The following is a 23,741-nucleotide window of genomic DNA, read 5'->3' on the forward strand; positions in this document are numbered from 1 at the left end:
TACCGCTTACACGTGGCCTGCCGAGGCCCTAGGCCGTGTTTAGCGCCGCAGCAACCGCCCGGCTTCGCCCGCGGTGACCACGGAGCCGGTGATCAGGACGCCGGTACCGCCGAGTGAGGCGTCCGCCACCCCCTCCTCGGCCAAGCCCACTGCCCGCTCGATCGCGTCGTCGAGCCGGTCGACCGCGATGACCCGCTCGGGGCCGAAGACCTCCGCGGCGACCGCGGCCAGCTCGGCTACGGGCATCGCGCGCTGCGTCGAGTTGCGCGTGAGCACCACCTCGTCCAGCACCGGCTCGAAGGCCTCAAGCACGCCGCGCACGTCCTTGTCCCGCATCGCGGCCACGACGCCGACCAGGTGGTCGAAGGCGAACTCCTCGGCGATCGCCTCCGCGGTGGCCAGCGCGCCGCCAGGGTTATGCGCCGCGTCAATCAAGACGGTGGGGCTGCGGCGCACCACCTCGAGCCGGCCTGGCGAGCGCACGGCGGCCATGGCCTCGCGTACGATCTCCGGCTCGAGCGTGCCGCCGCCTTGGCCCGCGCCGAGGAACGCCTCGACGGCGGCGATGGCGCAGGCGGCGTTGTGCGCCTGGTGCGCGCCATAGAGCGGGAGATGGACGTTGTCATACTCCTGCGATAGACCCTTGATGACGAGCTGCTGGCCGCCGACCGCGAGCTGACGGTCCATCACGCCGAACTCGATGCCTTCGCGGGCCACCGTGGCGCCAACCTCGGCGGCCTGCCGCAGCAGCACCTGCGCGGCTTCCAGCGGCTGCTGGGCCAGCACGACCAGCGCCTCGGCTTTGATGATTCCGGCCTTCTCCCAGGCGATGTCCTCGACGGTGTCGCCCAGCAGATGAGTGTGGTCAAGCGAGATCGGGGTGATCACCGCGACCTGCCCGTCGATCACGTTGGTCGAGTCCCAGGTGCCGCCGAGGCCGACCTCGACGACCGCGGCGTCCACCGGGGCGTCCGCGAAGGCCGCGTAAGCCATGCCGGTGATCAGCTCGAAGAAGGAGAGCGGGAAGGGCTGGCGCTTGTCGACCAGTTCGGCGAACGGCTGCACATCCCGGTACACCTCGACGAAGCGCTCGCGGCTGATCGGCTCGCCATCCAGGCAGATCCGCTCGCGCATCTCCTCGAGGTGCGGGCTGGTGTAGCGGCCGGTGCGCAGGTTGAGCGCGCGCAGCAGCTCGTCGATCATCCGCGCGGTGGTGGTCTTGCCGTTGGTGCCGGTGATGTGGATCGCCGGGTAGGAGCGCTGCGGCGAACCGAGCACGTCCATGAGGTCTTCGATCCGGTCCCTTGACGGCTCGAGTCTGGTCTCCGGCCAGCGCCCTAGCAGCTCGCCCTCGACCGCCCGGTACTCCGCCTCGATGTCGTCCCGCCGCACGTTCATGCGGTAATTCTCTACGATCGCGCGACTAGGTTCTGACCGGCGGCCTTCTGGCAGCGCGGGCAGAAGTACGAGGATCGGTTCATGAAGGCCACACGGGTGATCAGGGTCGCGCAACGGCCGCAGGGCTGTCCGGCCCGGCCGTAGGCGTTGAGCGAGCGGGAGAAGTAGCCTGATTCGCCGTTGACGTTGACGTACAACGCGTCGAACGACGTACCGCCCACCGCGAGCGCTTCGGCCATCACTTCGCGCGCGGCAGTGAGCAGCCGCTTGGCCTCGGGCAGGGTGAGCGAGGTCCCGGGCCGGTCGAAGTGGAGTCGAGCGCGCCATAGCGCCTCGTCGGCATAGATGTTGCCGACCCCGCTGATCAGCGATTGATCGAGCAGTGCGCGCTTGACGCCGGTGTTTTTGGCCCGCAGCGCGGCGAGGAACTTCGCGTCCTGAAACCCGGGGTCCAGCGGATCGCGGGCGATGTGCACGATCGTCGCCGGAACGCCGTCCTTGAGCGCTTCGAGCGACAGGCCCCCGAAGGTGCGCTGGTCTACGAAGCGCAGTTCCGGGCCGTCGTCGGTGAAGGTGATGCGCACGCGCAGGTGCTTTTCATCCGGGGCGCCGATCGGCTGGATGAGCAGCTGGCCGCTCATGCCGAGGTGGCCAAGTACTGCTTCGTCCTCGCCAAGCGGCACCCACAGATACTTGCCGCGGCGCTGCGCCACGCCGAGGGTGCGGCCGACGAGTCTGGCCGCGAAGTCGTCCGGGCCGGCGACATGCCGCCGAATCGCGCGCGGGTGCAGTGCCTCGACCGCCGCGACCGTGCGTCCCGCGGTCCAGCGCTCCAGGCCCCGGCGGACGACCTCGACTTCAGGCAGCTCCGGCATCAGGTTCCGCCTTTGCCGAGCCGTACACCGCGCGGATCGCCCGGTAGGCGTGCTCGGCGGCGATCTGCTCGGCGACCTTCTTCGAGCGGCCACGGCCCGACGGGTATTCCTTGTCCGCGACCCGGACCCGGGCCTCGAAGAATTTGTCGTGGTCCGGGCCGTCCTCGGTGACCAGGTACACCGGCACGCCGAGTCCGTGCTCGGCGGTCAGTTCCTGTAACGAGGTCTTCCAGTCCAGGCCCGCGCCGAGGCCGGCGGACGCCTCGATCAGCCCGTCGAAGAGCCGGTGGATCAAGCCCCCGGCGGTCTCCAGGTCGTGGTCCAGATAGACCGCGCCGATCAGCGCCTCCATGGTGTCGGCGAGGATCGAGGACTTGTCCCGGCCGCCGGTGGCCTCCTCGCCCTTGCCCAGGCGCAGAAACTCCCCGAGCCCGAGCGAGCGGGCCACGTCCGCGAGCGCGCGCGAGTTGACCACGTGCGAGCGGAACTTGGCCAGCTGCCCCTCGGGCAGATCTGGGTGTGTGTCGTACAGCGTGCTGGTGACGACAAGCCCGAGCACCGAGTCGCCGAGAAACTCAAGGCGCTCGTTGGTCGGCACGTTCCCGTTCTCGTAGCTGAACGAACGGTGGGTCAGCGCACGCTCGAGCAACTTCGCATCGAGCGGAACGCCGAGCCGCTGCTCCAGCACGGCCGGGGGCACCTGGGAATCGGTCACGAACGGCTCCCGCCGGCCGTTAGACGGCGACGACCTGACGCTTGTTGTACGTGCCGCAGTTCTCGCACAGGGTGTGCGGGAGCTTGGTCTCACCACAACGGTCGCAAGCGACCAGGGTCAGCGGCGCGGCCTTCCACTGGGCACGCCGCGAGCGGGTGCGGCTGCGGGACTTCTTGCGCTTCGGAACGGCCACGGTTCGAACTCTCCTGGTCATCGCCCGCTGCAGGCCGCCAAGCCGCCAGCGAGTAGGGAAAAACTGTTGCGATTTTACAGTGCTCGCGCTGCTGCTCGGAGCCGTCGAAAGGCAGACCGGCTCCGATAGTGCTCCGACGACTGTACTGGACAGCGCCGACTGGTACTTACCTACTGCGTCGTACTGCTGATTTACCCGCCGTTCACGCCCGATTGGCCGGGCTCGGCGGAGTTCGGGCCGGCCTGGCTCCCGCCACCCTGAGCTAATGCGCCCTGAGTCAAACTGCTTAGGGCGGCCCAGCGCGGGTCTACCGTCTCGTGCCCGTGATCCGGGTCATCGGCCAGCCTGGCGCCGCACTGCGCGCACAGCCCCGGGCAGTCCTCGTCACACAGCGGCTGAAGCGGCAGCTCCAGCATCACCGCGTCGTGCACGAGCGGGCCGACGTCGATCAGGTCCTCCACCACGAGCTGCGCCTCCTCCGCCTCTTCGGCGGTGAGGTTTTCGAAGTCGTAGTAGTAGAGCTCCTGGAACTCGGCGTCGACTTCCACCTCGACCGGGTCCAGGCAGCGCACGCACTCCCCGACCAGCGAACCGGAAACCTCTCCGGTGGCCAGTACGCCCTCCACCACCGACTCGACCCGCAGGGTGAGCCGCAGGTCCGCGCCCTCGGCCGAGTAGAGGCCGTCGAGCGTGGCCGCCTTCTCACCGTTGAGCAGATCCGCGGCCGGCAGGTCGCGGTCGAACTCGCGCATCGCGCCGGCGCGGCGGCCGAGCTCCCGCACGTCGAAGACGAACGGGGACCGCGCGTCGAGACGGCGTGGCTTTGGTGCGGCAGGCATGACGACTTCCAGCGGTAAGAGGGGTGGCGGAGCAGGCGGCCCGACGAAGCGGAACCGGCCGTCCAGCTTAGCAAAAAGCTGGGCCGTTCAAGGAACGGCCCAGCTCAGCGCGCAGCGGACTGGGGTTACCCGGAGTCTTAGCGGCTGTAGCCGCTGTTGTCGTGCTGGAACTGGCGCACGTCGATCAGGCCGGTGTCGAAGTACGAGGTCTCGTCGGCCGGGTACTGCGAGGGCGGGCCCTGGCGCTGCGCCGGCGGCTGACCGTACTGCCCGGATTGGGCGTACTCGTCGCCGTACTCGGGGCTGTAGCCACCGCCCTGCTGCGGTTCGGTGTGGAACTCACCGGTGCCGTACCCGTGAGCCGCGCCCTGGTCGTACGCACCCTGCTCGTAGCTGTAGCCGTCGTGCTGGTCCGAGCCGTACGCGCCCGCGGCCGCGTAGTCGCCCTGCCGCTCCGGGTACGCCTCATCGCCATAGGTGTTCTGCTCGTATGGGCGCTCCGCCTCGGCGAACGCGTTCACGGTGAATTCCTGGCTCTCGTACCCGTCGAAGCCGCTCTCGCCGCCGGAGAAGTCCCGCGAGCGGCGCCGCTCCTCGGTGACCGCGTCCTGCTCCTCGACGTGCCGGCCGAGCTCGTCCATCGGGTTGGTGCTGCCGCGCATCTTCTCCCGGCCGCGGCCGACCGCCTGGATGGTCTTGGTGAGCACCACCTCGAAGTTGGCCAGCTTCTGGTCGACCCAGTCCTCGGCCTCGGCGCGCATCTGCTCGGCTTCGCGCCTGGCCTCGGCCAGCATCCGCTCGGCCGCGCCGCGCGCCTCCCGGGACATGTCGGTGTTCCCGATGATCGACTCGCGCTCGCTGCGGGTGCGCTCAAGCAGCCGCTCGGCTTCGCGGCGGCCTTCTTCGAGCACGGACTCGCGGTCGGCGAGCACCCGGCGGGCCTTGTCCATCTCTTCCGGCAGCCCCCGCCGCAGGTCGTCGAGCAGCTCGAGCACCTGAGCGCGGTTGATCACACACGAGGCCGACATCGGCATTGCGCGTGCGCTCTCCACGATCTCGATGAGTTCGTCGATCTTGGCATTCACGTCCACCGGACTGGCACTCCCTGTTTCACGGGCGGCGCCCGGAAGCGGGCGTCCCGCCAACGGTACCCCGTACGGCTCAGTGCGCGAGTGCCGCGCCGGAAATGTGCGGACTGCCGTGAATGGCCCTATCGCCGGGAAAGCCGCAAAGAACCGGTAAAGATATGACGTACCGTCATGTACCGGTCACGTATCACGCAGCTCAGCGCGGCATTACTTGCGCAGACGTTCGATCAAGCGCTCCAACACGGCGTCGGGAACCAGGCCCGCGACATCGCCGCCGAGCGCGCAGACCTCCTTGATCAACGAGGAGGAAAGGAAGCTGTAGAGCGGGTTGGTGGCCACGAAAAGGGTCTCGACGTCGGCCAGCCGGTGGTTCATCTGGGACATCTGCAGCTCGTAGTCGAAGTCCCCGACCGCTCGCAGCCCTTTGACGATGGCCCGGATGCCGCGCTCGAGGCAGAAGTCGACCAGCAGTCCGTCGAAGACCTCGACCTTGACGTTGGACAGGTGCGAGGTCACCTCACGCAGCATGTCCATCCGCTCGCCGTAGCTGAACAGGCCGTTCTTGCCCGCATTCTTGCCCACTGCGACGACGACCTCGTCGAACAGCTGCGACATCCGGCCGATCACGTCGAGGTGACCATTGGTGACGGGGTCGAAGGAGCCCGGACAGACCACGCGGCACATCGTCGTCTTCTCCGGGAGGCCGGGGTTGTCCACGAGACGGTCCTTGTCGTCGTCGGCAGAACACCTAGTCAGTGGCTGTGTCTAGTCAGCGCGCAGCGTCTAATTTGCTCGTAGCATCCGGCCGGGGCCTCAGGGCGGCTGTAGCCCGGCGTCGGGAGAGAAGCTTCGCTTCACCGCCGCCGGTCTTTCGCCGCCGCCCCGTCCGCATGCTGCGAGCTGACTTGGCGGCGACCGTACCAGACCGTGCCCTCGCCGTATGCGCGGGACCTTAACGCGTTGAAGCCCGCAGGCCAGAGCCACTGCGGACCGCGGGACGCACGCTCGACGGCAATCATCGCGCCGGAGGCGATCCAGCCGTTGTCCGCGAGCGTGACCAGCACGGAGGCCAACTCGTCGGCAGGCATCGCATACGGCGGGTCAAGGTAGACCAAGTCGTAGGGCTCGTCAGGGCACGGCTTCGCAGCTAAATGCTCAACGCGATCGCTAGCGACGCTCGCGCCGGGCAACCCAAGCGTGTCGAGGTTGGCGTGCATGACGCGGGTCGCCGCGCGATCCGAATCGACCAGCAGGGCAGCGGACGCGCCGCGCGACAGCGCTTCGAGCCCGACTGCTCCGGAGCCCGCGTAGAGGTCTAGGACACGCAAGCCGCCGAAGCCGTTGAGGGCGGCGTCGAGCGCGGAGAACAGTCCCTCGCGGGTGCGGTCGGACGTTGGTCGAGTGCTGCGTCCGTCAGGCACGGCAAGGCGACGCCCCCGAGCGCTCCCGGCGATGATGCGTGTCATGGAGCCGATTCTGCCGGTAGCCGCCGGTTGAACGCGTATCGACGAGGCGAGCTGAGGTCGTTCTCCCTCAAGACTTCTCCAGGAACGTTGCCTGATCTGAGGTGACCAGTGCGGCGACGGCGGCGGCGAGCGCGGGTTCGGTAGTCAGCTCTGGGTCGCGTTCGACGAGGGCGGTCGCGGCGTCGCGGGCGTCGCGAAGCAGGCCCTCGTCGTGCAAAACACGCAGCAGCTTGAGCGAGGAGCGGCGGCCGGACTGGCTCGCGCCGAGCACGTCGCCCTCCTTGCGTTGCTCCAGGTCGATGCGGGAGAGCTCAAAGCCGTCGAGGGTGCCGGCCACCGCGTCGAGCCGTTCGCGGGCAGGCGCGTCGGCCGGAGCCTCGGTGACGAGGAGACAGAGCCCTGGCGCCGATCCGCGGCCGACCCGGCCACGCAGCTGATGCAACTGCGAGACGCCGAAGCGGTCGGCGTCGAGCACGGCCATGACGGTCGCATTGGGCACGTTGACGCCGACCTCGATGACGGTGGTGGCGATCAACACGTCGACCTCGCCGGCCGCAAAGGCGGTCATGACCGAGTCCTTCTCCTCGGGCGCCAGCCGGCCGTGCAGCACTCCGACGCGCAGGCCCGCGAGTTCATGCTCGGTCAGTTGCCGGGCCATGTCGACGACGGATAGCGGCGGGCGGGCGGCCGGAGCGACGGAGGCGAGGTCGTCGAAGGAAAGCTGTGCCTGGCCTTCCAGCGCCGACTCGGTTTCCGTGGCGCCGCCGCCGACATGCTCGTCCACATCGGTAGCACCGCCGCCCCCGCCAGCGTCCGGATCGTCCGCGCCGCGGCGCCGTTTCGGCTTCGGCTCGTCGCTCTGCGCCGCGCCCTGCCCGTCGTAACCGCCGGCTTCGTCGCTGCCGGTCTCGGCGCCGTCACCGATCCGCGGGCAGACGATGTACGCCTGATGCCCGGCGGCGACCTCTTCGCGAATCCGGCCCCAGGTTCGGGCAAGGTAGTGCGGCTTATCCGCGGCCGGAACGACGAAGGTCGAGATCGGCGAGCGGCCGAACGGCAGTTCCGCCAGGACTGAGGTCTCCAAGTCGCCGAACACCGTCATCGCCACCGTGCGCGGAATCGGCGTCGCCGTCATCACCAGCAGATGCGGCGGCTTCTCGGCCTTAGCGCGCAGGGCGTCGCGCTGCTCGACACCGAAGCGGTGCTGCTCGTCCACCACCACCAAGCCGAGATCGGCGAACTGGACCGTGTCCTCGATCACCGCATGCGTACCGACCACGATCCCGGCCGCTCCGCTCGCCGCGTCGAGCAGGTTGGCGCGGCGCTCCTTCGCTCCCTGCGATCCGGTGAGCAGTGCGACGCGGGTGCCGTCGGGGTCGCCGTCGATCTGCCCGGCGCGGGCGAGCGGGCCGAGCAGGTCGAGGATCGAGCGGTGGTGTTGCTGGGCGAGCACCTCGGTGGGCGCGAGCAGCACGGCCTGGCCGCCCGCGTCGACGACGGTGAGCATGGCGCGCAACGCGACGACGGTCTTGCCCGAGCCGACCTCACCTTGCAGCAGCCGGTGCATCGGGTGCGTGGCCGCCAGGTCCTGCTCGATCTGGCCGCAGACCTCGCGCTGACCGGTCGTCAGCTGGAAGGGCAGCCGCTCGTCAAATCGGTCCAGCAGGCCGCCGGTGCGCACCGGCCTGGGCACGGCGGGAAGGGCGAGCGCGGCGCGGCGGCGCTGGGCCAGTACCACTTGCAGCGGCAGCGCTTCATCCCACTTCAGCCGGTGCCTGGCGATCAGATGATCAGACCGCTCCTCGGGCCGGTGCACGTTCTCGAACGCATCACGCAGGCTCATCAGGTGATGCTTCTCGCGGACCCGCGCAGGCAGCGGATCGGGCACGTCTTTCAGGCTGTCCAGCGCCAATCTGACGCAGGCTTGGATCTTCCGGGTCGAGAAGCCCGAAGTCGCCGGATAGAACGGGATCAGCTCGTTCGCATAGCGCTCGGCCGCGGCGTCGGCGTCCTCGTCGTCTTTCAGCACCTCGAACTCGGGCTGGGCGAGCTGGCGGTGCTTGCGGAACTCGGTGACCCGGCCGGAGAACAGGCCGATCCGCCCCGGCCGCAGATCGCGCTCGATCCAGGGCTGGTTGAAGAAGGTCAGCGTGAGCGAGGAGGTGCCGTCGGTGACCGTGACCTCGGTCAGCGAGCCACGCCGGCCCTTGAACGAGCGCTTGGCGACCTTGTCCACCTCGGCGAGCACGGTGACGTAGTCGTCAAGCGCCAGGCTCGCCAGATCGGTCAGCTCGCCACGCTTGGCGTACCGCCGCGGATAGTGACGCAGCAGGTCCCCGACCGTACGCAGCTCAAGGTTGCGCTCAAGCACCTTTGCCGTACGACCGCCGACCAGGTCCTTTAACGGCTCGGCCAGAGGGTCGACGATCCCGCTGCTCATCCCAGTCGTGCTCACTCCACCCCGATCAGTAGCGGCCAGCCGCTCTGGCCACCCTGGTAGGCGACTACATCCATTTCCGGCCTGGCCGCGTGTACCCGCTGCCGCACGGCCTCGATCAGGTCCGCGGCGTCCGGTCGTGTTGCGTCCGGTCCGCCAGCAGCTTCGTCGAGCCCGTCGCCGGTGACTAAGGTCACCATCTCACCGCCCGCCGACACCATGCGATCTACCAGCGCGAGCGCCGCATCACGCAGGCTCGGGGCGATCAACGCGACGTCGCCCTCGATGAAGCCGAGGACGTCGCCGGCGTGGCAGACGCCCGCCATGGTCCAGGCGTCGTCGGCGGCGATCTGGAGGGCTGCGTGCCGGGTGGCTCCGGCGGCGGCAGTCATGGCGACTATGTCGGCGTCGAAGCGACGTCCAGGCTCGTGCACGGCTAGTGCGGCGATGCCCTGCACGACCGCCTTGCTCGGTACGACGGCGACGCGGACGCCATACCCGCCCCGATGCACCTGTTCAGCGGCTGCGGACGCCGCGGCGAGACCTTCCGCGTCGTTGACCAGGACGATGATCTCCTCGACTCCGGCCTCCGCGATGGCTCGGCTGAGTTGGGCGCTGGTCGGAGGGCGCCCGCTGAAACATGGCAGCGGGATAGCTCCGGCTTCGGCGAACAGCTCGGCGAGGCCGGGTCCGGGCGCCGCCGCGATCACGGCGCGACCCGGCGCGGCGCGGAAGTGCGCGGCATGGCCGGCTGAGGCGGGCTGCGATTCGGCGGCCTGCGCTCCAGTCAGCTGCCCGTCCGATGGCGCGTCAATCCTCCGCATGTCGGTGGTGCAGTCCGTTAGCGCGTTAACGCGAAGGTCATAGGGCTTACCGAGCCGGATCGCAGCCTCGATAACCGGTCCGGGCTGGTCCACGTGGATGTGTACCCGATAGGCGCCATCACCTCCCGCGATCACCAGCGAGTCGCCGTCGCCTTGTTCGCAGAGCTCTTCGAGCGTGGTCCGCAGCAGGGCGAGTTGCGGTTCGCTCGTCTCCATCATGTAGATGACCTCGTATGACGGGGACGGCGACGAGACCGGCGCGGCGCGCACGGCTCCGTTGATAATCCCGATCGGCTTCAGTGGCCCACGCACACGTCCCACTGTTACCGCACGCGTCGGGTCGTAACCCCCGAGCAGCGCGGCCAGCACGTCGAGCAGGATGCACAGACCGCGGCCTCCGGCATCGACGACGCCCGCTTCGCCGAGCACAGGGAGTTGCGAAGGGGTGAGGGCGAGGGCGGCTTCGGCGGCATCGCGGGCCGCCTCGGCGACGGCGGCGAAGGTGGGTTCCAGGTTCCAGTCTCCCGGCAGGCTCGTACCGTCCACCACGGCGCACGCGGCGTCGGCGGCGGCTCTGGCGACGGTCAGCATCGTTCCCTCGGCCGGGGCGGCGACCGCCTGCCAGGCGAGCTCCGCAGCGTCGGCGAGGGCCGCGGCGAGTACCCGTGGACCGGTCGGCTGCCCGTCCCGGATCGCGGCACCGACCTCGTCGGCGAGGCCGCGCAGCAGTTGGCTGAGGATGACCCCGGAGTTGCCGTGCGCGCCCTTGAGCGCACCGGCGGCCAGCGCACCAAGGGCAATAGCGGCTCCCGCTTCACCAGCGTGCATCTCGGCGTCCGGATCGAGCGCGTCGAGCCCTTCGCACGCGGATTCGAAGGTGAGGAAGAGGTTCGTGCCGGTGTCGGCGTCGGGCACGGGGAAGACGTTCAGCGCGTCGATCTCCTCGCGGGCACGGCCCAACGCGGCCAGGCTGGCCCTGGCCCACAGTCGTACCGCCGGCCCGTCGAGCGTCTCAAGCACGCTGTGCCTCTCTGTCCGCCGGGTCGCAAACCATCCGTACCCGAGGATATGGGTCGGGACCGCAGAGCCCTATGTGCACGTATACCGCTAGACCGGGTTGTAGGACACGGACCGGATTGGCTCTTGCCGGGCCGGTTGGGTTACCCTGACCAGGTTGCCTTTCCGCGTCCGCGTCTCCGCTTCGGAGCCAGCACGGCGTCGGTGACAATCTCTCGTACGTAACCGACTGTCTTTTGGAGTGTCTCCCGTGGCTGCCACCTGCGATGTCTGCGGCAAGGGTCCGGGCTTCGGCATGAATGTCTCGCACTCGCACCGCCGCACCAAGCGCCGGTTCAACCCGAACATCCAGCGGGTGCGCACCACGCTGGCCAACGGCACGCCGAAGCGTCAGAACGTCTGCACCAAGTGCCTGAAGGCGGGCAAGGTCAGCCGCTAAGCAAGCACGACCCAAGGCCCCGCACCGTCCTCGACGGCTGCGGGGTCTTCTCGTTGCCGGCGCGGCGAGTCGGCCCGGTGAGTTTTCCTGGCGCGTCAGCGTTTCCAGCCGTGGTCCACCGGCCCTATACCGGCGCCGAGCGCAAACCCGGCCGTGATCGCGCCGGTGACGTACAGCTTCGCGGCTCGTACCGCATCGGGCACTGTGCGGCCGAGTGCGAGATAGGACGCGATCGCGCTGGCGAGCGTGCATCCGGTGCCGTGCGTGTGGCGGTTCTCTGCGCGTGTGGCCGTAAGCGTGATTTCGTCCGGGCCGTTGGTCAGCAGGTCTGTGCAGCGATCCGAACCCAAGTGCCCGCCCTTAATGAGCACCCATGCTGGGCCGAAGTCGAACAACCTCGCCGCGGCCTCGCGCATCCCCTCGAGATCCGTGACCGGGAGTCCGGTGAGCGCGCGGGCCTCGTCAAGATTCGGCGTGATGATCGTCGCGCGGGGCAACAGTTCCGTGCGCAGCGCATCGAGGGCGTCGTCGGCGAGCAGCGTGTTCCCGTGCTTCGAGACAGCCACTGGATCGACGACGACGGGTATGGCCGGATCCAGAGTGCCAAGCAGTCGCGTCACCTCGGCGACCACGTCCTTTGCGCCGAGCATGCCGACTTTCACGGCGTCGACGCCGATGTCGTCGACGACAGCGCTGAATTGCGCGGCGACGGCCTCCACCGGCAACTGCCAGATCCCGTGTACGCCGAGGGAGTTTTGCGCGGTGACGGCAGTGATGACACTCATGCCGTGGACGCCGAGCGCGAGCATGGTCTTCAGGTCCGCCTGGATTCCCGCGCCGCCGCCTGAATCGGAGCCGGCGATCGCGAGCACGCGCGGGTGATTGCGCCCGTCAGGCAAAGTGATCCCACCCTTGCGCTCCGATCCACGCCTTACCCGCCACGGTCACGCGCGGCGCTGACTGATCGGCGGACCGCTTATGGACGGTGCCGATGACCGTCCAACCCGGCGGTATGTCGGCCGCGGCCGGATAACACGCGGCAAGTGCGTGGTCCTCGCCGCCGGTAAGGATCCACACGAGCGGGTCGATCCCGAGCCGGTCTGCGGTCGTGCGAAGTTGTTCGGGAATCGCGAACGCGCCCGGTTCGACGTCGATCCCCACATCGCTCTCGCGGGCGATATGGCCAAGGTCCGCAAGCAGGCCGTCACTGACGTCGATCATCGCTGTTGCGCCGGCCTCGGCTGCGAGCGGACCCTGCGCGTAGGGAGGCTCGGGCACCCGGTGCCTCGCCAGCGCTTTCTGCGGACCGGCCGCGCCACTTGCCAGCAACTGGTAGCCGCAAGCGGACCAGCCGAGTTCTCCGACTATCGCAACCCTGTCCCCCGGATGGGCCCCTGAGCGAGTTACCGGGGCGTGGCCACGCAGATCGCCGAGCGCGGTCACCGCGATCATGATCGAGTCGGCGCGCGTCGTGTCCCCGCCGGCTACCGACACCCCGACCAGCGCGCACTCGTCGGCCAGGCCCGCGGCGAGTTCCTGGGCCCAGGTCACGGGCAGATCCGCCGGCGCGGCGAGGCCGATCAGCAGCGCGGTCGGGACCGCGCCCATCGCGGCGATGTCGGCAAGGTTCTGCGCGGCGGCTTTTCGGCCGACCTGGTATGCGGTGGACCAGTCGGTGCGGAAGTGGCGGCCCTGCAGCAGGAGGTCCGTGGACGCGACCACGCGGCCGTCCGGCGCGGCAACCAGCGCGGCGTCGTCGCCAGGCCCGAGGAGCACGGTCGGGCTCTGCAGGGCTTGCCGAGCCACCCGATCGATCAGTCCGAATTCGCCGACGTCGCGCAGAGTTTCGGGCGCATGACGCGCATCGAGCGCGGACGTGGCCGTGTTTTCGCCCTCGGCCTCGCCGCGGCCTCGCGCGTCCGCTTTACCGGTTTCGCCGCTTCGCTCAGCCGCCCGTTCGCTCACTTTCAAAGCTTAGAGCGACCGAGGCGGTCGTTCTAATAGCCACCCGCAGGTGGTAACGCGCCGCCGCCCCCTTGCGCCGGAGAGGTATCAGGCGGGTAACGTTTCGCCGTCGCATAGTTCTAATTGACTACTCTCACTAGTCCAACCGGATAGAGGGCAGGGAGGACCGCATGGTGCAGGCGTACATCCTCATTCAGACTGAGGTCGGCCGGGCGGCCGCGGTCGCTCAGAAGATCGCCGGTCTCACGGGGGTCACCAACTCTGAGGACGTGACCGGACCGTACGATGTCATCGTGCGCGCAGAGGCGGAAACGATGGACGACCTGGGCAAGCTCGTGGTCGCCCGCATTCAGACGATCGACGGCATCACCCGCACCCTGACCTGTCCGGTGGTGCGGCTCTGACGTGCAGTACGCAAGGCTTCCGGTACCAATCCAGGCGGCCGCCGCGCTCGGGGTGACCGCCCTGACCGGCGGCGCCGTCTGGCTGCTTTTCAATTCCGGCAACGCGGTCGCGGTCGCCGCGCCCACGCCGACCTCGTCCAGCGCGCAATCGGAATGCGCTGCCCTGACGAAGGCCCTGCCGCAGAGTGTGGACAACGAGAACCGCCGCGGGACCAGCCCTTCATCACCGCTCACCGCGGCCTGGGGCGACCCGGCGATCACGCTGCGCTGCGGTGTACCGGAGCCACAGATTCTGCGTCCGGGATCGAAGACCTATGACCCGACCGCCGAGGAGGGCTATTTCAACGGCGTGGCCTGGCTGATCGAGAAGACCGGCGACGGCTACCGATTCACCGCGGCGCAGCGCGCGGTCTACGTCGAAGTGGACGTGCCGAACGCCTACAGCCCGCAGACGAGCGCGGTCATCGACCTGTCCCCCGCCGTCATCAAGGCGATTCCGCGCAACGACGGCGCTTCCGGCCCGGACACCTCACCGGCGGCCGGAGCTAGTTCCGCTGCGCCCGCATCCCCGTCGGCGTCGCCGTCCGCCTCTGCGGGCGCGAGCGCGCCCGCGTCTGCCGGCCCGTCAGCTTCTCGCTAACGCAGGCCGGTCGGGCGGGAAAGCGCCTCGGTGATGAGCCGGTCCACCAACTGCGCGTAGGAAACCCCTGACGCAGCCCACATCTGCGGGAACATCGAGGTCGGCGTGAATCCAGGCATCGTGTTGACCTCGTTGATCAGCCAGCGCGGCGGCGCGTCGGGACCCTCATCGGCCAGGAAGAAGTCAACGCGGGCCAGGCCCTCGCACTCCAGCGCTTCAAAGGCGGCCAGCGCCAGCCGGTGCAACTCGGCCGACTGCTCTTCGGTCAACTGCGCGGGCAGATCGATGTCGGTCGAGCCGTCCAGATATTTGGCTTGGAAGTCGTAGAACTCGTGCCCGCCGCGCACCTTGATCTCGGCTGGAACCGAGGTGCGCGGACCCTCGCCGGGCCCGGTCAGCACGCCGATCTCGATCTCCCGGCCCTGCACCATCGCCTCGACGATGACCTTCGGGTCGTGCCGCTGCGCCGCCTCGATCGCGGCGGCAAGCTCCTCAGGACCGTGCACCTTCGAGATGCCCATAGAGGAACCCGCGCGCGCGGGCTTGACGAACACCGGGAAGCCCAGCCCTGCAACCGACTGCGCGACGCCCTCCGGGTTCCTGAGCCACTCGCCGCGTCGCACCGCCACATACGGCCCGACTGGCAGCCCCGCGGACGCCAGCAGCCGCTTCATGAACTCCTTGTCCATGCTGACCGCCGAGGAAAGCACGCCCGAGCCGACGTAGGCCACGCCCGCGAGGTCCAGCAGGCCCTGCAGCGTGCCGTCCTCGCCATACGGGCCGTGCAGCAACGGGAAGACCACGTCCACCTCGCCGAGCGCCTTGGGCACCGAGCCGGGCTCGTGCACGGTCAGCTCGCGGGCGGTCGGGTCCGCGGCCATGGTGACCAGCGCGCCGCTGGTCTCGTCGATCCGGGACGGCAGGTTCCCGCCGGTGATCACCAGCTGCGCGGTTTCCTCCCCCGCCATCAGCACCCAGCGGCCGTCGGTGGAGATCCCGATCGGCAGCACCTCGTAGCGCTCCGGATCCAAGGCACGCAGCACGCTGCCCGCGGTGACGCAGGAGATCGCGTGCTCGGAGGAACGGCCGCCGAACACCACGGCGATCCGGATCCTGCGCTGCGACGAAGGCGGTACGGAAGGCAGGGACTCGCTCATAGCAACGAGACCTTACCGTCTTCGCCGTTTCTACTCCTCAGTAGAGCGACTCGGACTTGGCCGAGCGCGCCATCAGCGCGGCCAGCATCTCGCGTGGCGAGCGGCCTTCGTGCACCACCGCGACCACGGTCTCCACCAGCGGCATCTCCACCCCGTGCCGCCGCGCGAGTTCGAGGACTGATTCGCAGGACTTGACACCTTCGGTGGTCTGGCGCACCTCCTGCTGCGCCTCGGCGACCGTGCGGCCGCCGCCGAGCAGGCTGCCGAAGCGATGGTTGCGGGAGAGCGGGGACGCACAGGTCGCCACGAGGTCACCGAGCCCGGCCAGTCCGGAGAAGGTGAACGGATCCGCGCCGGCCGCGATGCCGAGACGCGTGGTCTCGGCCAGGCCACGGGTGATCAACGAGGCCTTGGTGTTGTCGCCAAGGCCCATGCCGTCGGCGATCCCGGCGGCCAGGCCGATCACGTTCTTGACCGCGCCGCCGAGTTCGCAGCCGATCACGTCGGTGTTGGTGTAGGGCCGGAAATACGGGCTGTGGCAGGCCTTCTGGAGCCGTTCGGCGACGGCCTGGTCCGCGCAGGCCACCACGGACGCGGCCGGGTGCCGCTCGGCGATCTCCGGGGCCAGGTTGGGGCCGCTCACCACCGCGATCCGGTCGGGCGCGGCCCCGGTGACTTCCGCGATGACTTGGCTCATCCGCATGCAGGTGCCAAGCTCGATCCCCTTGATCAGCGAGACCAGCACGGTCTGCGGCGGGATCAGCGGCGCCCACCGGGTCAGGCTCTCGCGCAGGCTCTGCGCCGGGATGGTCAGGACGAGGAAGTCGGCGCCGTCGAGCGCGGCGGCCGGATCGGTGGTGGCGTGCACCGCCTCGGGCAGCGCGATTCCGGGGAGGTATTCAGGGTTCTGATGGTCGCGTTCGATCCGCTCGACCACCTCGGCGCGCCGCCCGCACAGGACGGTGTCGGTGCCTGCGTCGGCGAGCACGAGGGAGAAAGCCGTCCCCCAGTTGCCGGTTCCGAAGACGGCGGCTCGGGTCACGCCTGCGCCCCCGGATCCGTGGCGGTCGCGGCGGCGGACTCGGTTTCGGCCGCGGGCTCGGCGGTAGCTTCGCCTGCGTCGGCGGGTTCGGCCGCGGCAGCCGGCGCCGGCTTCTGCACGGCGTCCGGGTCGAACCGTTCGGCCGGCGGCTCTTCGCCGCGAATCTCGGCCAGCATCCCGGTGATCACGTCCATGATGTGCACAGTCGCCTTACGCAGCGCCTCGCTGGTGACCTCGGGGCCGAATTCGGCGCGCAGGTCGATCGGCGCGCCCGCGGTGACCTTCAAGGTCTTGCGCGGGAAGAAGTCCGGTTTCTTCGAGTAGTGCGCGAAAACCTCCTGGGCGCCCCACTGCGCGATCGGCAGCACCGGCGCGCCGGTGCGCAGGGCGATGCGGGCCGCGCCGGTCTTGCCCACCATGGGCCACAGGCCCGGGTCCTTGGTCATCGTGCCTTCCGGATACACGATGATCGTCTCGCCGCGTTCGACCGCCGCGAGCGCGTCCTTGAACGCCAGCGCGGCGTCGCGCGATTCGCGGTACACCGGGATCTGGCCGGCCGCGCGGAACAGCTTGCCGAGCGTGGGCTGCTTGAACACCCCTGCCTTGGCCAGGAACCGCGGCGTGCGGCCGGCCGCGACCAGGAAGTGGCCGACCGAGATCGGGTCGAAGAACGAATAGTGGTTGGCCACCACGATGACCCCACCCTCGCGCGGCACGTTCTGCATGCCGCGCCAGTCCCGTTTGACCAGGACCACCAGCAGCGGCCGGCATAGCGCCTCGATGAACGTGAACGCTGCCCCGGGCCGGGGATTGCGGCGCGATGCGCGGGCCACCGTCGATCCTTCTTCCGTTAGTGCCGGCTGCTGGATTGGTGCTAGGTGCTTTGCGTGCTCGACGGTTGACCGGACGGACCGGCCCGAGCACAGGCGCTCCAGTCTCCCGCGCCGGGAGCCCGGGTGCCAAGCTCAGCCGCCCTCTCGCACCCCCGGCCGCCGCGGCGTGGGAAGATCTTCCGGTGTGGTCAGTGGTGATTCCCGTCAAGCGGCTGCCGGACGCCAAGTCCCGGCTGTCCCCGCTTTCCGTCGAACACCGCGCCGCGCTCGCCTTGGCCTTCGCCAGTGACACGGTCGCCGCGGCCGCCGCGTCGCCATTGGTGGCGGCGGTCTTCGTGGTTACCGGTGATCAGCGGGTCGCGCGACGGCTGGGCGCGCTCGGCGCGCGGATCGTGCCCGACGATGCGCCAGGCGGCCTGAACGGCGCGGTCGAATCGGGCCGGATACACGCGCTGGCCGACGATCCGCGCCGCCGCGTCGCCGCCCTCACCGCCGATCTGCCGGGCCTGCTCACCGAGGATCTGACCGACGCGCTGGCCGCCGCCGCAGACGGCCGGGCGTTCGTCGCCGACGCCCCCGGCAGCGGAACGACGTTGTTGCTCTCGGACGTGCACGGCACGCTCGGCGCGCGTTTCGGGGTGAACTCGCGGTATGCCCACGAGGCGAGCGGCGCGCTGCTACTGGCCGGCGCGGGCCGGTCCCTGCGCCGTGATGTGGACACCATGGAAGATCTGGACGACGCGGTCGCGCTCGGAGTGGGCCAGCACACCGCGGCCGCGCTCAAGCTTTTTGACTGTGCAGCCCGGGTGGGGGACTGCGCCCTGCGCTGATCCGGACTAGCGGACGACTACAGCGCCGACCCCGAGCCGGGCACTACGCTCATCCCATGCAAGGGACCGTTCGCGTTTTCGACCCCGAGACCAGGGGCGGCTCCGTACTTCTCGACGACGGAACCGAGCTGGCTTATGAAGCGGCCGCCTTTGACGCAGGCGGCCTACGCATTGCGCGGCCCGGACAACGCGTAGCGCTACGCGTTGATGACGAAGGCCGGATCACGGCGCTGACTCTGGCCACTCTGCCGCTGCCGAATTAGGTTCGCTGCGGGTACCGAATCGCGCCGGGGCTTTCGCACTGAGCGGGGCGGCGATTTCTGATACCGGGACCGGGATCTGACCCAGCGTCGAACTAGGGCGTGTTTTGGAACTTTCGCCTGGGCCGCGGCGCCTGCCACGCACGCTCGCTGCGTTGTCGGATCGTCCACGGACGCCCGGTACGAGAACGACCCTCCGCCTTGCGATCGCACCCGCCAGACACCGCGGCCTTAACCGGCGCTAGCTCCAAAACACGCCCTAACACAAAGTCAAAAATGACGGTATACCGCAGACAGCGGCCCGGGTATCGCGCGATACCCGGGCCGCTTGTCAGCAGTACTTAGCGCTTCTTGGCGGCGGTCTTCTTCGCGGTCGCCTTCTTGGCCGCGGTCTTCTTCGCCGCCGTCTTGGTCGCCGGGGCGACCGCCGCGGTCTTGCGGCTGACCGGCCGCGCGGCGGCCTTCTTGGTAACGGACTTCTTCGCGGTGCTCTTAGCCGCGGCCTTGGTGACCGCGGCCTTCTTGGCGGTGGTGGTGCGGGTGCTGGCGGCCTTGGTCGCGGTGGTCTTGCGCACGGCGGCCTTCTTTGCCGGGGCGGCCTTCTTGGCGGCGGTGGCGCGCGCGGGGGCTGCGGTCTTCTTCGCCGCGGACGCCGTCGTGCTGCGCTTGGCCGCGGCCGCCTTCTTCGCCGCGGCGCTCTTCTTGGCGCCGTTGACCTCGTCCTTGAAAGCCTGCCCGGCGCGGAACTTCGGCACGGTCGCCGCCGCCACCTTGACCTGATCGCCGGTGCGCGGGTTGCGCGCGATCCGGGCCGGCCGCCTGGCCGACTCGAAGGTGCCGAACCCGGTCAGCGAAACCTTCTCACCGGATACGACCGCCCCAGTGATCCCGTCGAGTACCGCGTCGACCGCTTCGCCGGCCGCCCGCCGCGACACCTCGAGCTTCTCAGCAACCGCGTCGATGAGCTGCGCCTTGTTCACGTTGCTTCCCTTTGGGGATGGGTGCGGTGCGCGGTACGCGCCGCACGGGTGGAAACCTGGGCCGCCGCTCCCGGATTTCCCTCCGGTCGTAACGACCTTTTCCGCACCGTAGAGCGATGAATCGGGCGAATCAATCACCAACGGCCCTAATCACCCTTGTGTCGCAATGGTTTCCACCGAGGGTGGAACATGAGAAGTCGGACTATCGCCCTCTAGCGCGGCGTTATCCGGGTTCTGCGCACATGCGCTATAGGTCGGTCGCGGCGCCGCGCTTCTCGTCTACTGCGCGCAAAAAACGCTCGAGGCGGCGCATCGCGTCATCCTGATCGTGCCGGGATGCGGCGGTGATGACGAGCAGCCGCCTCACGAAATCAGCGCGATCCGGCAGTTCCAGATCCATTCCGCGCAACACGCCGTGCGCTTCCTTCAGCAGCTCGGCCAGTCGCGCATAGCCGGAAAGCTCGCGCAGTTCCTCGGAATCGAACAGCTCGGCGGACGACACGGCGCCATGGCCGGTAGCGTCACCGTCCTGATCCGCGCCACGCTGCTCCACCTGCACTCGTCCATTGTGCCCCGAGTTGGCGCATGCTCCGGTCACGCGCTGCTCACCGTGCTAAGACGCCAACGCGGCCGGATGCAACGCCGCCGGATCCATGCGGAAGCGGCGCGTCGCACCGGTGGTGGCCGGTACAACGCGCCGCTCGGACGCAGCTAACGCTGCTTGATCGCTTAGGCCGGGATGGGCTGCGTGACCGGCTTGAACGACGGCCGCTCCGTCTCGAAGGTGCCGATCGCGTCCACGTGCCGCAGGGTCAGGCCGATGTCGTCGAGCCCTTCCATCAGCCGCCAGCGCGTGTAGTCGTCGATCTCGAAAGCCGCGACCAGTTCGCCGGCGCGCACCTCGCGCGCCGCCAGGTCGACGGTCACCTCGACCTTCGGATCGGCCTCGATCAGCTCCCAGATCTGCTCGACGGTCGGCTGCGGCAGCACGACGGTCAGCAGGCCGCCCTTGAGCGAGTTGCCGCGGAAGATATCGGCGAAGCGGGAGGAGATGACCGTCCTGAAGCCGTAGTTCTGCAACGCCCAGACCGCGTGCTCACGCGACGAGCCGGTGCCGAAGTCGGGCCCTGCGACCAGCACCGACGCGCCGGCCCGCTCCGGCTTGTTGAGCACGAACTCGGGGTCGTTGCGCCACGCGGCGAACAGCCCGTCCTCGAAACCGGTGCGGGTAACCCGCTTCAGGTAAACGGCCGGGATGATCTGATCGGTGTCCACGTTCGAGCGGCGCAGCGGGACCGCGGTGCCGGTGTGGCTGATGAACTTTTCCACGGCTCAGACCTCCAGCAGATCGGACGGGGCGGACAGGTGGCCCGTCACGGCGGTGGCCGCGGCGACCAGCGGCGAGACCAGGTGCGTACGCCCGCCCTTGCCCTGCCGGCCCTCGAAGTTGCGGTTCGAGGTGGAGGCGGAACGCTCGCCCGGCGCCAACTGGTCCGGGTTCATGCCGAGGCACATCGAGCAGCCCGCGAAACGCCATTCCGCGCCCGCCGCCTCGAAGACCTTGTCCAGGCCCTCGGCCTCGGCCTCAAGACGCACCCGCGCCGAGCCGGGCACGACCAGCATCCGCACACCCTCGGCGACCTTTCGGCCCTTGATCACTTCGGCGGCGGCGCGCAGGTCCTCGATCCGGCCGTTGGTGCATGAGCCCACGAACACCGTGTCGACGGTGATCTCGCGCAGCGGCGTGCCCGCGTTCAGGCCCATGTACTCCAGCGCCCGCTCGGCGGCTGCGCGCTCGTTCGGGTCGGCGTACGAGGCCGGGTCCGGGACGCGATCGCCGAGCGGCGCGCCCTGGCCGGGGTTGGTGCCCCAGGTGACGAACGGGGTCAGCGCGTCGGCGTCGATCTCGACCTCGGCGTCGAAAACGGCGTCCTCGTCGGTCTTCAGCGTGGACCAGTAGTTGACGGCCGCCTCCCAGTCCGCGCCCTGCGGGGCGTGCGGCCGGTCCTTGAGGTAGCCGAAGGTGGTGTCGTCGGGCGCGATCATGCCCGCGCGGGCGCCGGCCTCGATCGACATGTTGCAGACCGTCATCCGGCCTTCCATGGACAGCTCGCGGATCGCCTCGCCGCGGTATTCGAGCACGTAGCCCTGTCCGCCGCCGGTGCCGATCTTCGCGATCACGGCCAGGATGACGTCCTTCGCGGTCACCCCGGGCCGCAGCCGTCCGGTGACGTTGATCGCCATGGTCTTGAACGGCTTGAGCGGCAGCGTCTGGGTGGCGAGCACGTGCTCGACCTCGCTGGTGCCGATGCCGAAGGCGAGCGCGCCGAACGCGCCGTGGGTGGAAGTGTGCGAGTCGCCGCAGACGATGGTCATACCCGGCTGGGTGAGACCGAGCTGCGGGCCGATCACGTGCACGACGCCCTGGTTCGCGTCACCGAGGGAGTGCAGCCGGACGCCGAACTCGGCGCAGTTGCGCCGCAGCGTCTCGATCTGGGTGCGGGAGACCGGGTCGGCGATCGGCTTGTCGATCTCCAGGGTCGGGGTGTTGTGGTCTTCGGTGGCGATCGTCAGATCCGGCCGGCGCACCGGGCGCCCGGCGAGCCGGAGCCCGTCGAAGGCCTGCGCGCTGGTGACCTCATGCACGAAGTGCATGTCGATGTAGAGCAGGTCGGGTTCGCCCTCGGCGCGGCGCACCAGATGCGCCTCCCAGACCTTCTCGGCCAGGGTGCGGCCCCTGGCGGCCGCGGACCCTGCGGCATTGGCTGCCATCGGTTTTCTCTCCTTCGGCTTCGCCGGCCCCGCCGTTGGGGTTGTCCCGGCGATGGGCGATAGGCACAGTCGCACCGGTTGCTCGGCGGATCGACGCCCAAATCTCCGGCGCTGCGCTCGTCGAACTCGGTCGGTGGTACGAGCCTGGCACCGTCTCAATGGCCATCGCATTTGTGTCTCGTGATTTGAGATGGCAATATCGTTCCATGGACACAGCCCGCTCCGTGGACAGCCTCCGCACCGTGGATCCGGCCCGCGCCCTGGATCCGCTTGCCAGAGCAGCAGAATCGGGCCGCACCGGGGATCCCGGCCGCACCGCGGACCCATACGGCCGACCGGCGGACAGCCTGCGCTCGACGGAGGCTGCCCGTTCGCTCGACTCCGGTTCCAGCGGGGTCGGAGTGCTGGACAAGGCGGCCGCCGTGCTCTCCGCGCTGGAGGCAGGCCCGGCCACCCTCGCCGCACTGGTTTCCGCGACCGGCTTGGCCCGGCCGACCGCGCACCGGCTCGCCGTGGCGCTTGAGCACCACCGACTGGTCTCGCGGGACATGCAGGGCCGTTTCATCCTCGGCCCGCGACTTTCCGAGCTGGCAGTCGCGGCGGGCGAGGACCGGCTGCTCGCGGCGGCCGGGCCGGTGCTGACGCATCTGCGCGACATCACCGGTGAGTCGGCGCAGCTGTACCGGCGCCAGGGCGACATGCGTGTGTGCGTGGCGGCGGCCGAGCGGCTTTCCGGGCTACGCGACACGGTCCCGGTCGGCACGGCGCTGCCCATGGCCGCGGGATCTGGCGCACAGGTGTTGCTCGCTTGGGAGGAACCCGACCGCATGCACCGCGGCCTCCAGGGCGCGCGCTACACAGCGACGACGCTGGCGGGCGTGCGCAGGCGCGGCTGGGCGCAGTCGGTGGCCGAGCGCGAGATGGGTGTCGCCTCGGTTTCAGCGCCGGTGCGCGGACCGAACAACCGGGTCATCGCGGCGGTTTCCGTCTCCGGACCGATCGAGCGGCTGACTCGTCAGCCCGGCAAGTTGCACGGTGAGGCCGTGGTCGAGGCGGCGGCGCGGCTGTCCGAGGCGGTCAAGCGCGGCTCCTGACCGCGACGGCCTTGCGCGAATTCGGGTGGCGCGATCCGGACGGGCTTCCGCGTCCTTACACCACGCCTTGGCCGGCCACAGCGGAATTCGAGCATGCCGATGGCCCTCGAACTGCTGTGGCCGGACGGCGCTGATCACCCGCGCCTCCATAATTCCCGTGCACGGCGGCGCGATCGCGTCCTGAGCGGTACGCGCGTGCCCTAAGTGAAGCTCAACGAGGCGTTATCGGCGCGGCGCTCTAGACCTCTGCGCGGCGAACAGCGGGCATGATGCGCAGGTAGATCGCGAAATCGGCGCGCAGATTGACGGGAAAAGCCCGCGCCGAACTCTTGACCTCTGAATTGGTCTAGTCCACTGTATTAATCCCCGGATCACGCGCGGCGGCATCTCTCCCCTGCCCGCGCGCCCGGCCGATTGACGCTCGGACCGCCACGCGGTTCGGACCGGACGGCGCCCCGGTCCGCCTCGCTCCC

25 protein-coding genes are annotated in these 23,741 nt (G+C 69.3%); 6 read left to right on the forward strand and 19 right to left on the reverse strand.

Going from position 1 to position 23,741, the window contains the following annotated elements; genetic code table 11:
* Positions 1-39 precede the first annotated feature (39 nt).
* From folC to VN779_RS21905, 10 genes are all read right to left on the reverse strand, one after another.
* On the reverse strand, positions 40-1,398 hold the full coding sequence (folC, locus tag VN779_RS21860) for a bifunctional tetrahydrofolate synthase/dihydrofolate synthase (RefSeq protein WP_325726333.1): 1,359 nt from the start codon (positions 1,396-1,398) through the stop codon (positions 40-42).
* A gap of 11 nt (positions 1,399-1,409) precedes the next feature.
* Entirely contained in the window at positions 1,410-2,273 is an 864-nt protein-coding gene (gene mutM, locus VN779_RS21865) for a bifunctional DNA-formamidopyrimidine glycosylase/DNA-(apurinic or apyrimidinic site) lyase (RefSeq protein WP_325726336.1), read from the reverse strand.
* Positions 2,257-2,988 (reverse strand): ribonuclease III, encoded by a 732-nt coding sequence (rnc, locus tag VN779_RS21870; RefSeq protein ID WP_325726338.1) that lies wholly within the window; start codon positions 2,986-2,988, stop codon positions 2,257-2,259. The genes mutM and rnc overlap by 17 nt, the downstream gene beginning before the upstream one ends.
* A 19-nt stretch (positions 2,989-3,007) precedes the next feature.
* The gene (gene rpmF / locus VN779_RS21875; RefSeq protein WP_325726340.1) at positions 3,008-3,181 is read right to left on the reverse strand and encodes a 50S ribosomal protein L32; all 174 of its coding nucleotides are present in this window, start codon (positions 3,179-3,181) and stop codon (positions 3,008-3,010) included.
* Positions 3,182-3,372: 191 nt separating this feature from the next.
* Positions 3,373-4,020 (reverse strand): YceD family protein, encoded by a 648-nt coding sequence (locus VN779_RS21880; RefSeq protein ID WP_325726342.1) that lies wholly within the window; start codon positions 4,018-4,020, stop codon positions 3,373-3,375.
* A gap of 137 nt (positions 4,021-4,157) precedes the next feature.
* Positions 4,158-5,111, reverse strand: coding sequence for an ATP synthase F0 subunit B (locus tag VN779_RS21885; RefSeq protein WP_325726344.1), 954 nt, complete (start codon positions 5,109-5,111; stop codon positions 4,158-4,160).
* A 204-nt stretch (positions 5,112-5,315) separates the two neighbouring features.
* Positions 5,316-5,792, reverse strand: coding sequence for a pantetheine-phosphate adenylyltransferase (gene coaD, locus VN779_RS21890; protein ID WP_349260889.1), 477 nt, complete (start codon positions 5,790-5,792; stop codon positions 5,316-5,318).
* Positions 5,793-5,962: 170 nt separating this feature from the next.
* Positions 5,963-6,574: a 16S rRNA (guanine(966)-N(2))-methyltransferase RsmD gene (rsmD, locus tag VN779_RS21895; RefSeq protein WP_325726350.1), complete on the reverse strand. Its 612-nt coding sequence runs from the start codon at positions 6,572-6,574 to the stop codon at positions 5,963-5,965.
* A gap of 67 nt (positions 6,575-6,641) precedes the next feature.
* Entirely contained in the window at positions 6,642-9,014 is a 2,373-nt protein-coding gene (locus tag VN779_RS21900) for an ATP-dependent DNA helicase RecG (RefSeq protein WP_325726352.1), read from the reverse strand.
* A gap of 11 nt (positions 9,015-9,025) precedes the next feature.
* Complete coding sequence (locus VN779_RS21905) at positions 9,026-10,855, reverse strand: DAK2 domain-containing protein (protein ID WP_325726354.1); 1,830 nt, start codon at positions 10,853-10,855, stop codon at positions 9,026-9,028.
* 247 nt (positions 10,856-11,102) lie between these two features.
* Here VN779_RS21905 and rpmB point away from each other — a divergent pair, with 247 nt between their 5' ends.
* Positions 11,103-11,291 (forward strand): 50S ribosomal protein L28, encoded by a 189-nt coding sequence (rpmB, locus tag VN779_RS21910; RefSeq protein ID WP_325726356.1) that lies wholly within the window; start codon positions 11,103-11,105, stop codon positions 11,289-11,291.
* A 95-nt stretch (positions 11,292-11,386) separates the two neighbouring features.
* On the opposite strand, the gene thiD is transcribed toward rpmB, so the two are convergent.
* Positions 11,387-12,163, reverse strand: coding sequence for a bifunctional hydroxymethylpyrimidine kinase/phosphomethylpyrimidine kinase (thiD, locus tag VN779_RS21915; protein ID WP_325726358.1), 777 nt, complete (start codon positions 12,161-12,163; stop codon positions 11,387-11,389).
* A gap of 19 nt (positions 12,164-12,182) precedes the next feature.
* Positions 12,183-13,133 carry a thiamine-phosphate kinase gene (locus VN779_RS21920; protein WP_414639737.1) on the reverse strand — a complete coding sequence of 317 codons (951 nt, stop codon included), beginning with the start codon at positions 13,131-13,133 and terminating at the stop codon, positions 12,183-12,185.
* 293 nt (positions 13,134-13,426) lie between these two features.
* On the opposite strand from VN779_RS21920, the gene VN779_RS21925 reads away from it, so the two are divergent.
* A complete protein-coding gene (locus VN779_RS21925) occupies positions 13,427-13,660 on the forward strand; it encodes an Lrp/AsnC ligand binding domain-containing protein (protein ID WP_324841305.1) in 234 nt (77 codons plus the stop codon).
* A 1-nt stretch (position 13,661) separates the two neighbouring features.
* On the forward strand, positions 13,662-14,300 hold the full coding sequence (locus tag VN779_RS21930; RefSeq protein WP_325726362.1) for a DUF3515 domain-containing protein: 639 nt from the start codon (positions 13,662-13,664) through the stop codon (positions 14,298-14,300).
* Here the strand turns inward: VN779_RS21930 and VN779_RS21935 are convergent.
* The 3 genes from VN779_RS21935 to VN779_RS21945 are packed head-to-tail and all read right to left on the reverse strand — an operon-like array spanning position 14,297 to position 17,332.
* On the reverse strand, positions 14,297-15,457 hold the full coding sequence (locus VN779_RS21935; RefSeq protein ID WP_325726364.1) for a D-alanine--D-alanine ligase family protein: 1,161 nt from the start codon (positions 15,455-15,457) through the stop codon (positions 14,297-14,299). The two genes, VN779_RS21930 and VN779_RS21935, sit on opposite strands and share 4 nt — an antisense overlap.
* Before the next feature lie 37 nt (positions 15,458-15,494).
* Positions 15,495-16,499 carry an NAD(P)H-dependent glycerol-3-phosphate dehydrogenase gene (locus tag VN779_RS21940; RefSeq protein WP_325726366.1) on the reverse strand — a complete coding sequence of 335 codons (1,005 nt, stop codon included), beginning with the start codon at positions 16,497-16,499 and terminating at the stop codon, positions 15,495-15,497.
* A complete protein-coding gene (locus VN779_RS21945) occupies positions 16,496-17,332 on the reverse strand; it encodes a lysophospholipid acyltransferase family protein (protein ID WP_325726368.1) in 837 nt (278 codons plus the stop codon). The genes VN779_RS21940 and VN779_RS21945 overlap by 4 nt, the downstream gene beginning before the upstream one ends.
* A 191-nt stretch (positions 17,333-17,523) precedes the next feature.
* Here VN779_RS21945 and cofC point away from each other — a divergent pair, with 191 nt between their 5' ends.
* Positions 17,524-18,162 (forward strand): 2-phospho-L-lactate guanylyltransferase, encoded by a 639-nt coding sequence (gene cofC / locus VN779_RS21950; RefSeq protein WP_325726372.1) that lies wholly within the window; start codon positions 17,524-17,526, stop codon positions 18,160-18,162.
* Positions 18,163-18,218: 56 nt separating this feature from the next.
* Positions 18,219-18,425, forward strand: coding sequence for a hypothetical protein (locus VN779_RS21955; RefSeq protein ID WP_325726374.1), 207 nt, complete (start codon positions 18,219-18,221; stop codon positions 18,423-18,425).
* A gap of 338 nt (positions 18,426-18,763) precedes the next feature.
* Here VN779_RS21955 and VN779_RS26570 read toward each other — a convergent pair whose 3' ends face one another.
* From VN779_RS26570 to leuC, 4 genes are all read right to left on the reverse strand, one after another.
* Complete coding sequence (locus VN779_RS26570) at positions 18,764-19,402, reverse strand: HU family DNA-binding protein (RefSeq protein ID WP_349260888.1); 639 nt, start codon at positions 19,400-19,402, stop codon at positions 18,764-18,766.
* Positions 19,403-19,649: 247 nt separating this feature from the next.
* A complete protein-coding gene (locus VN779_RS21965; RefSeq protein WP_325726376.1) occupies positions 19,650-19,961 on the reverse strand; it encodes a hypothetical protein in 312 nt (103 codons plus the stop codon).
* Between the two features lie 170 nt (positions 19,962-20,131).
* Positions 20,132-20,731, reverse strand: coding sequence for a 3-isopropylmalate dehydratase small subunit (leuD, locus tag VN779_RS21970; protein WP_325726378.1), 600 nt, complete (start codon positions 20,729-20,731; stop codon positions 20,132-20,134).
* A 3-nt stretch (positions 20,732-20,734) separates the two neighbouring features.
* The gene (gene leuC, locus VN779_RS21975; protein WP_325726380.1) at positions 20,735-22,174 is read right to left on the reverse strand and encodes a 3-isopropylmalate dehydratase large subunit; all 1,440 of its coding nucleotides are present in this window, start codon (positions 22,172-22,174) and stop codon (positions 20,735-20,737) included.
* A 206-nt stretch (positions 22,175-22,380) separates the two neighbouring features.
* Between leuC and VN779_RS21980 the strand changes: the two genes are divergently transcribed.
* Positions 22,381-23,268: an IclR family transcriptional regulator gene (locus VN779_RS21980; protein WP_325726382.1), complete on the forward strand. Its 888-nt coding sequence runs from the start codon at positions 22,381-22,383 to the stop codon at positions 23,266-23,268.
* Positions 23,269-23,741 lie beyond the last annotated feature (473 nt).

It is taken from the genome of Actinocrinis sp., from assembly GCF_035605935.1.
Lineage (GTDB): Bacteria > Actinomycetota > Actinomycetes > Streptomycetales > Catenulisporaceae > Actinocrinis.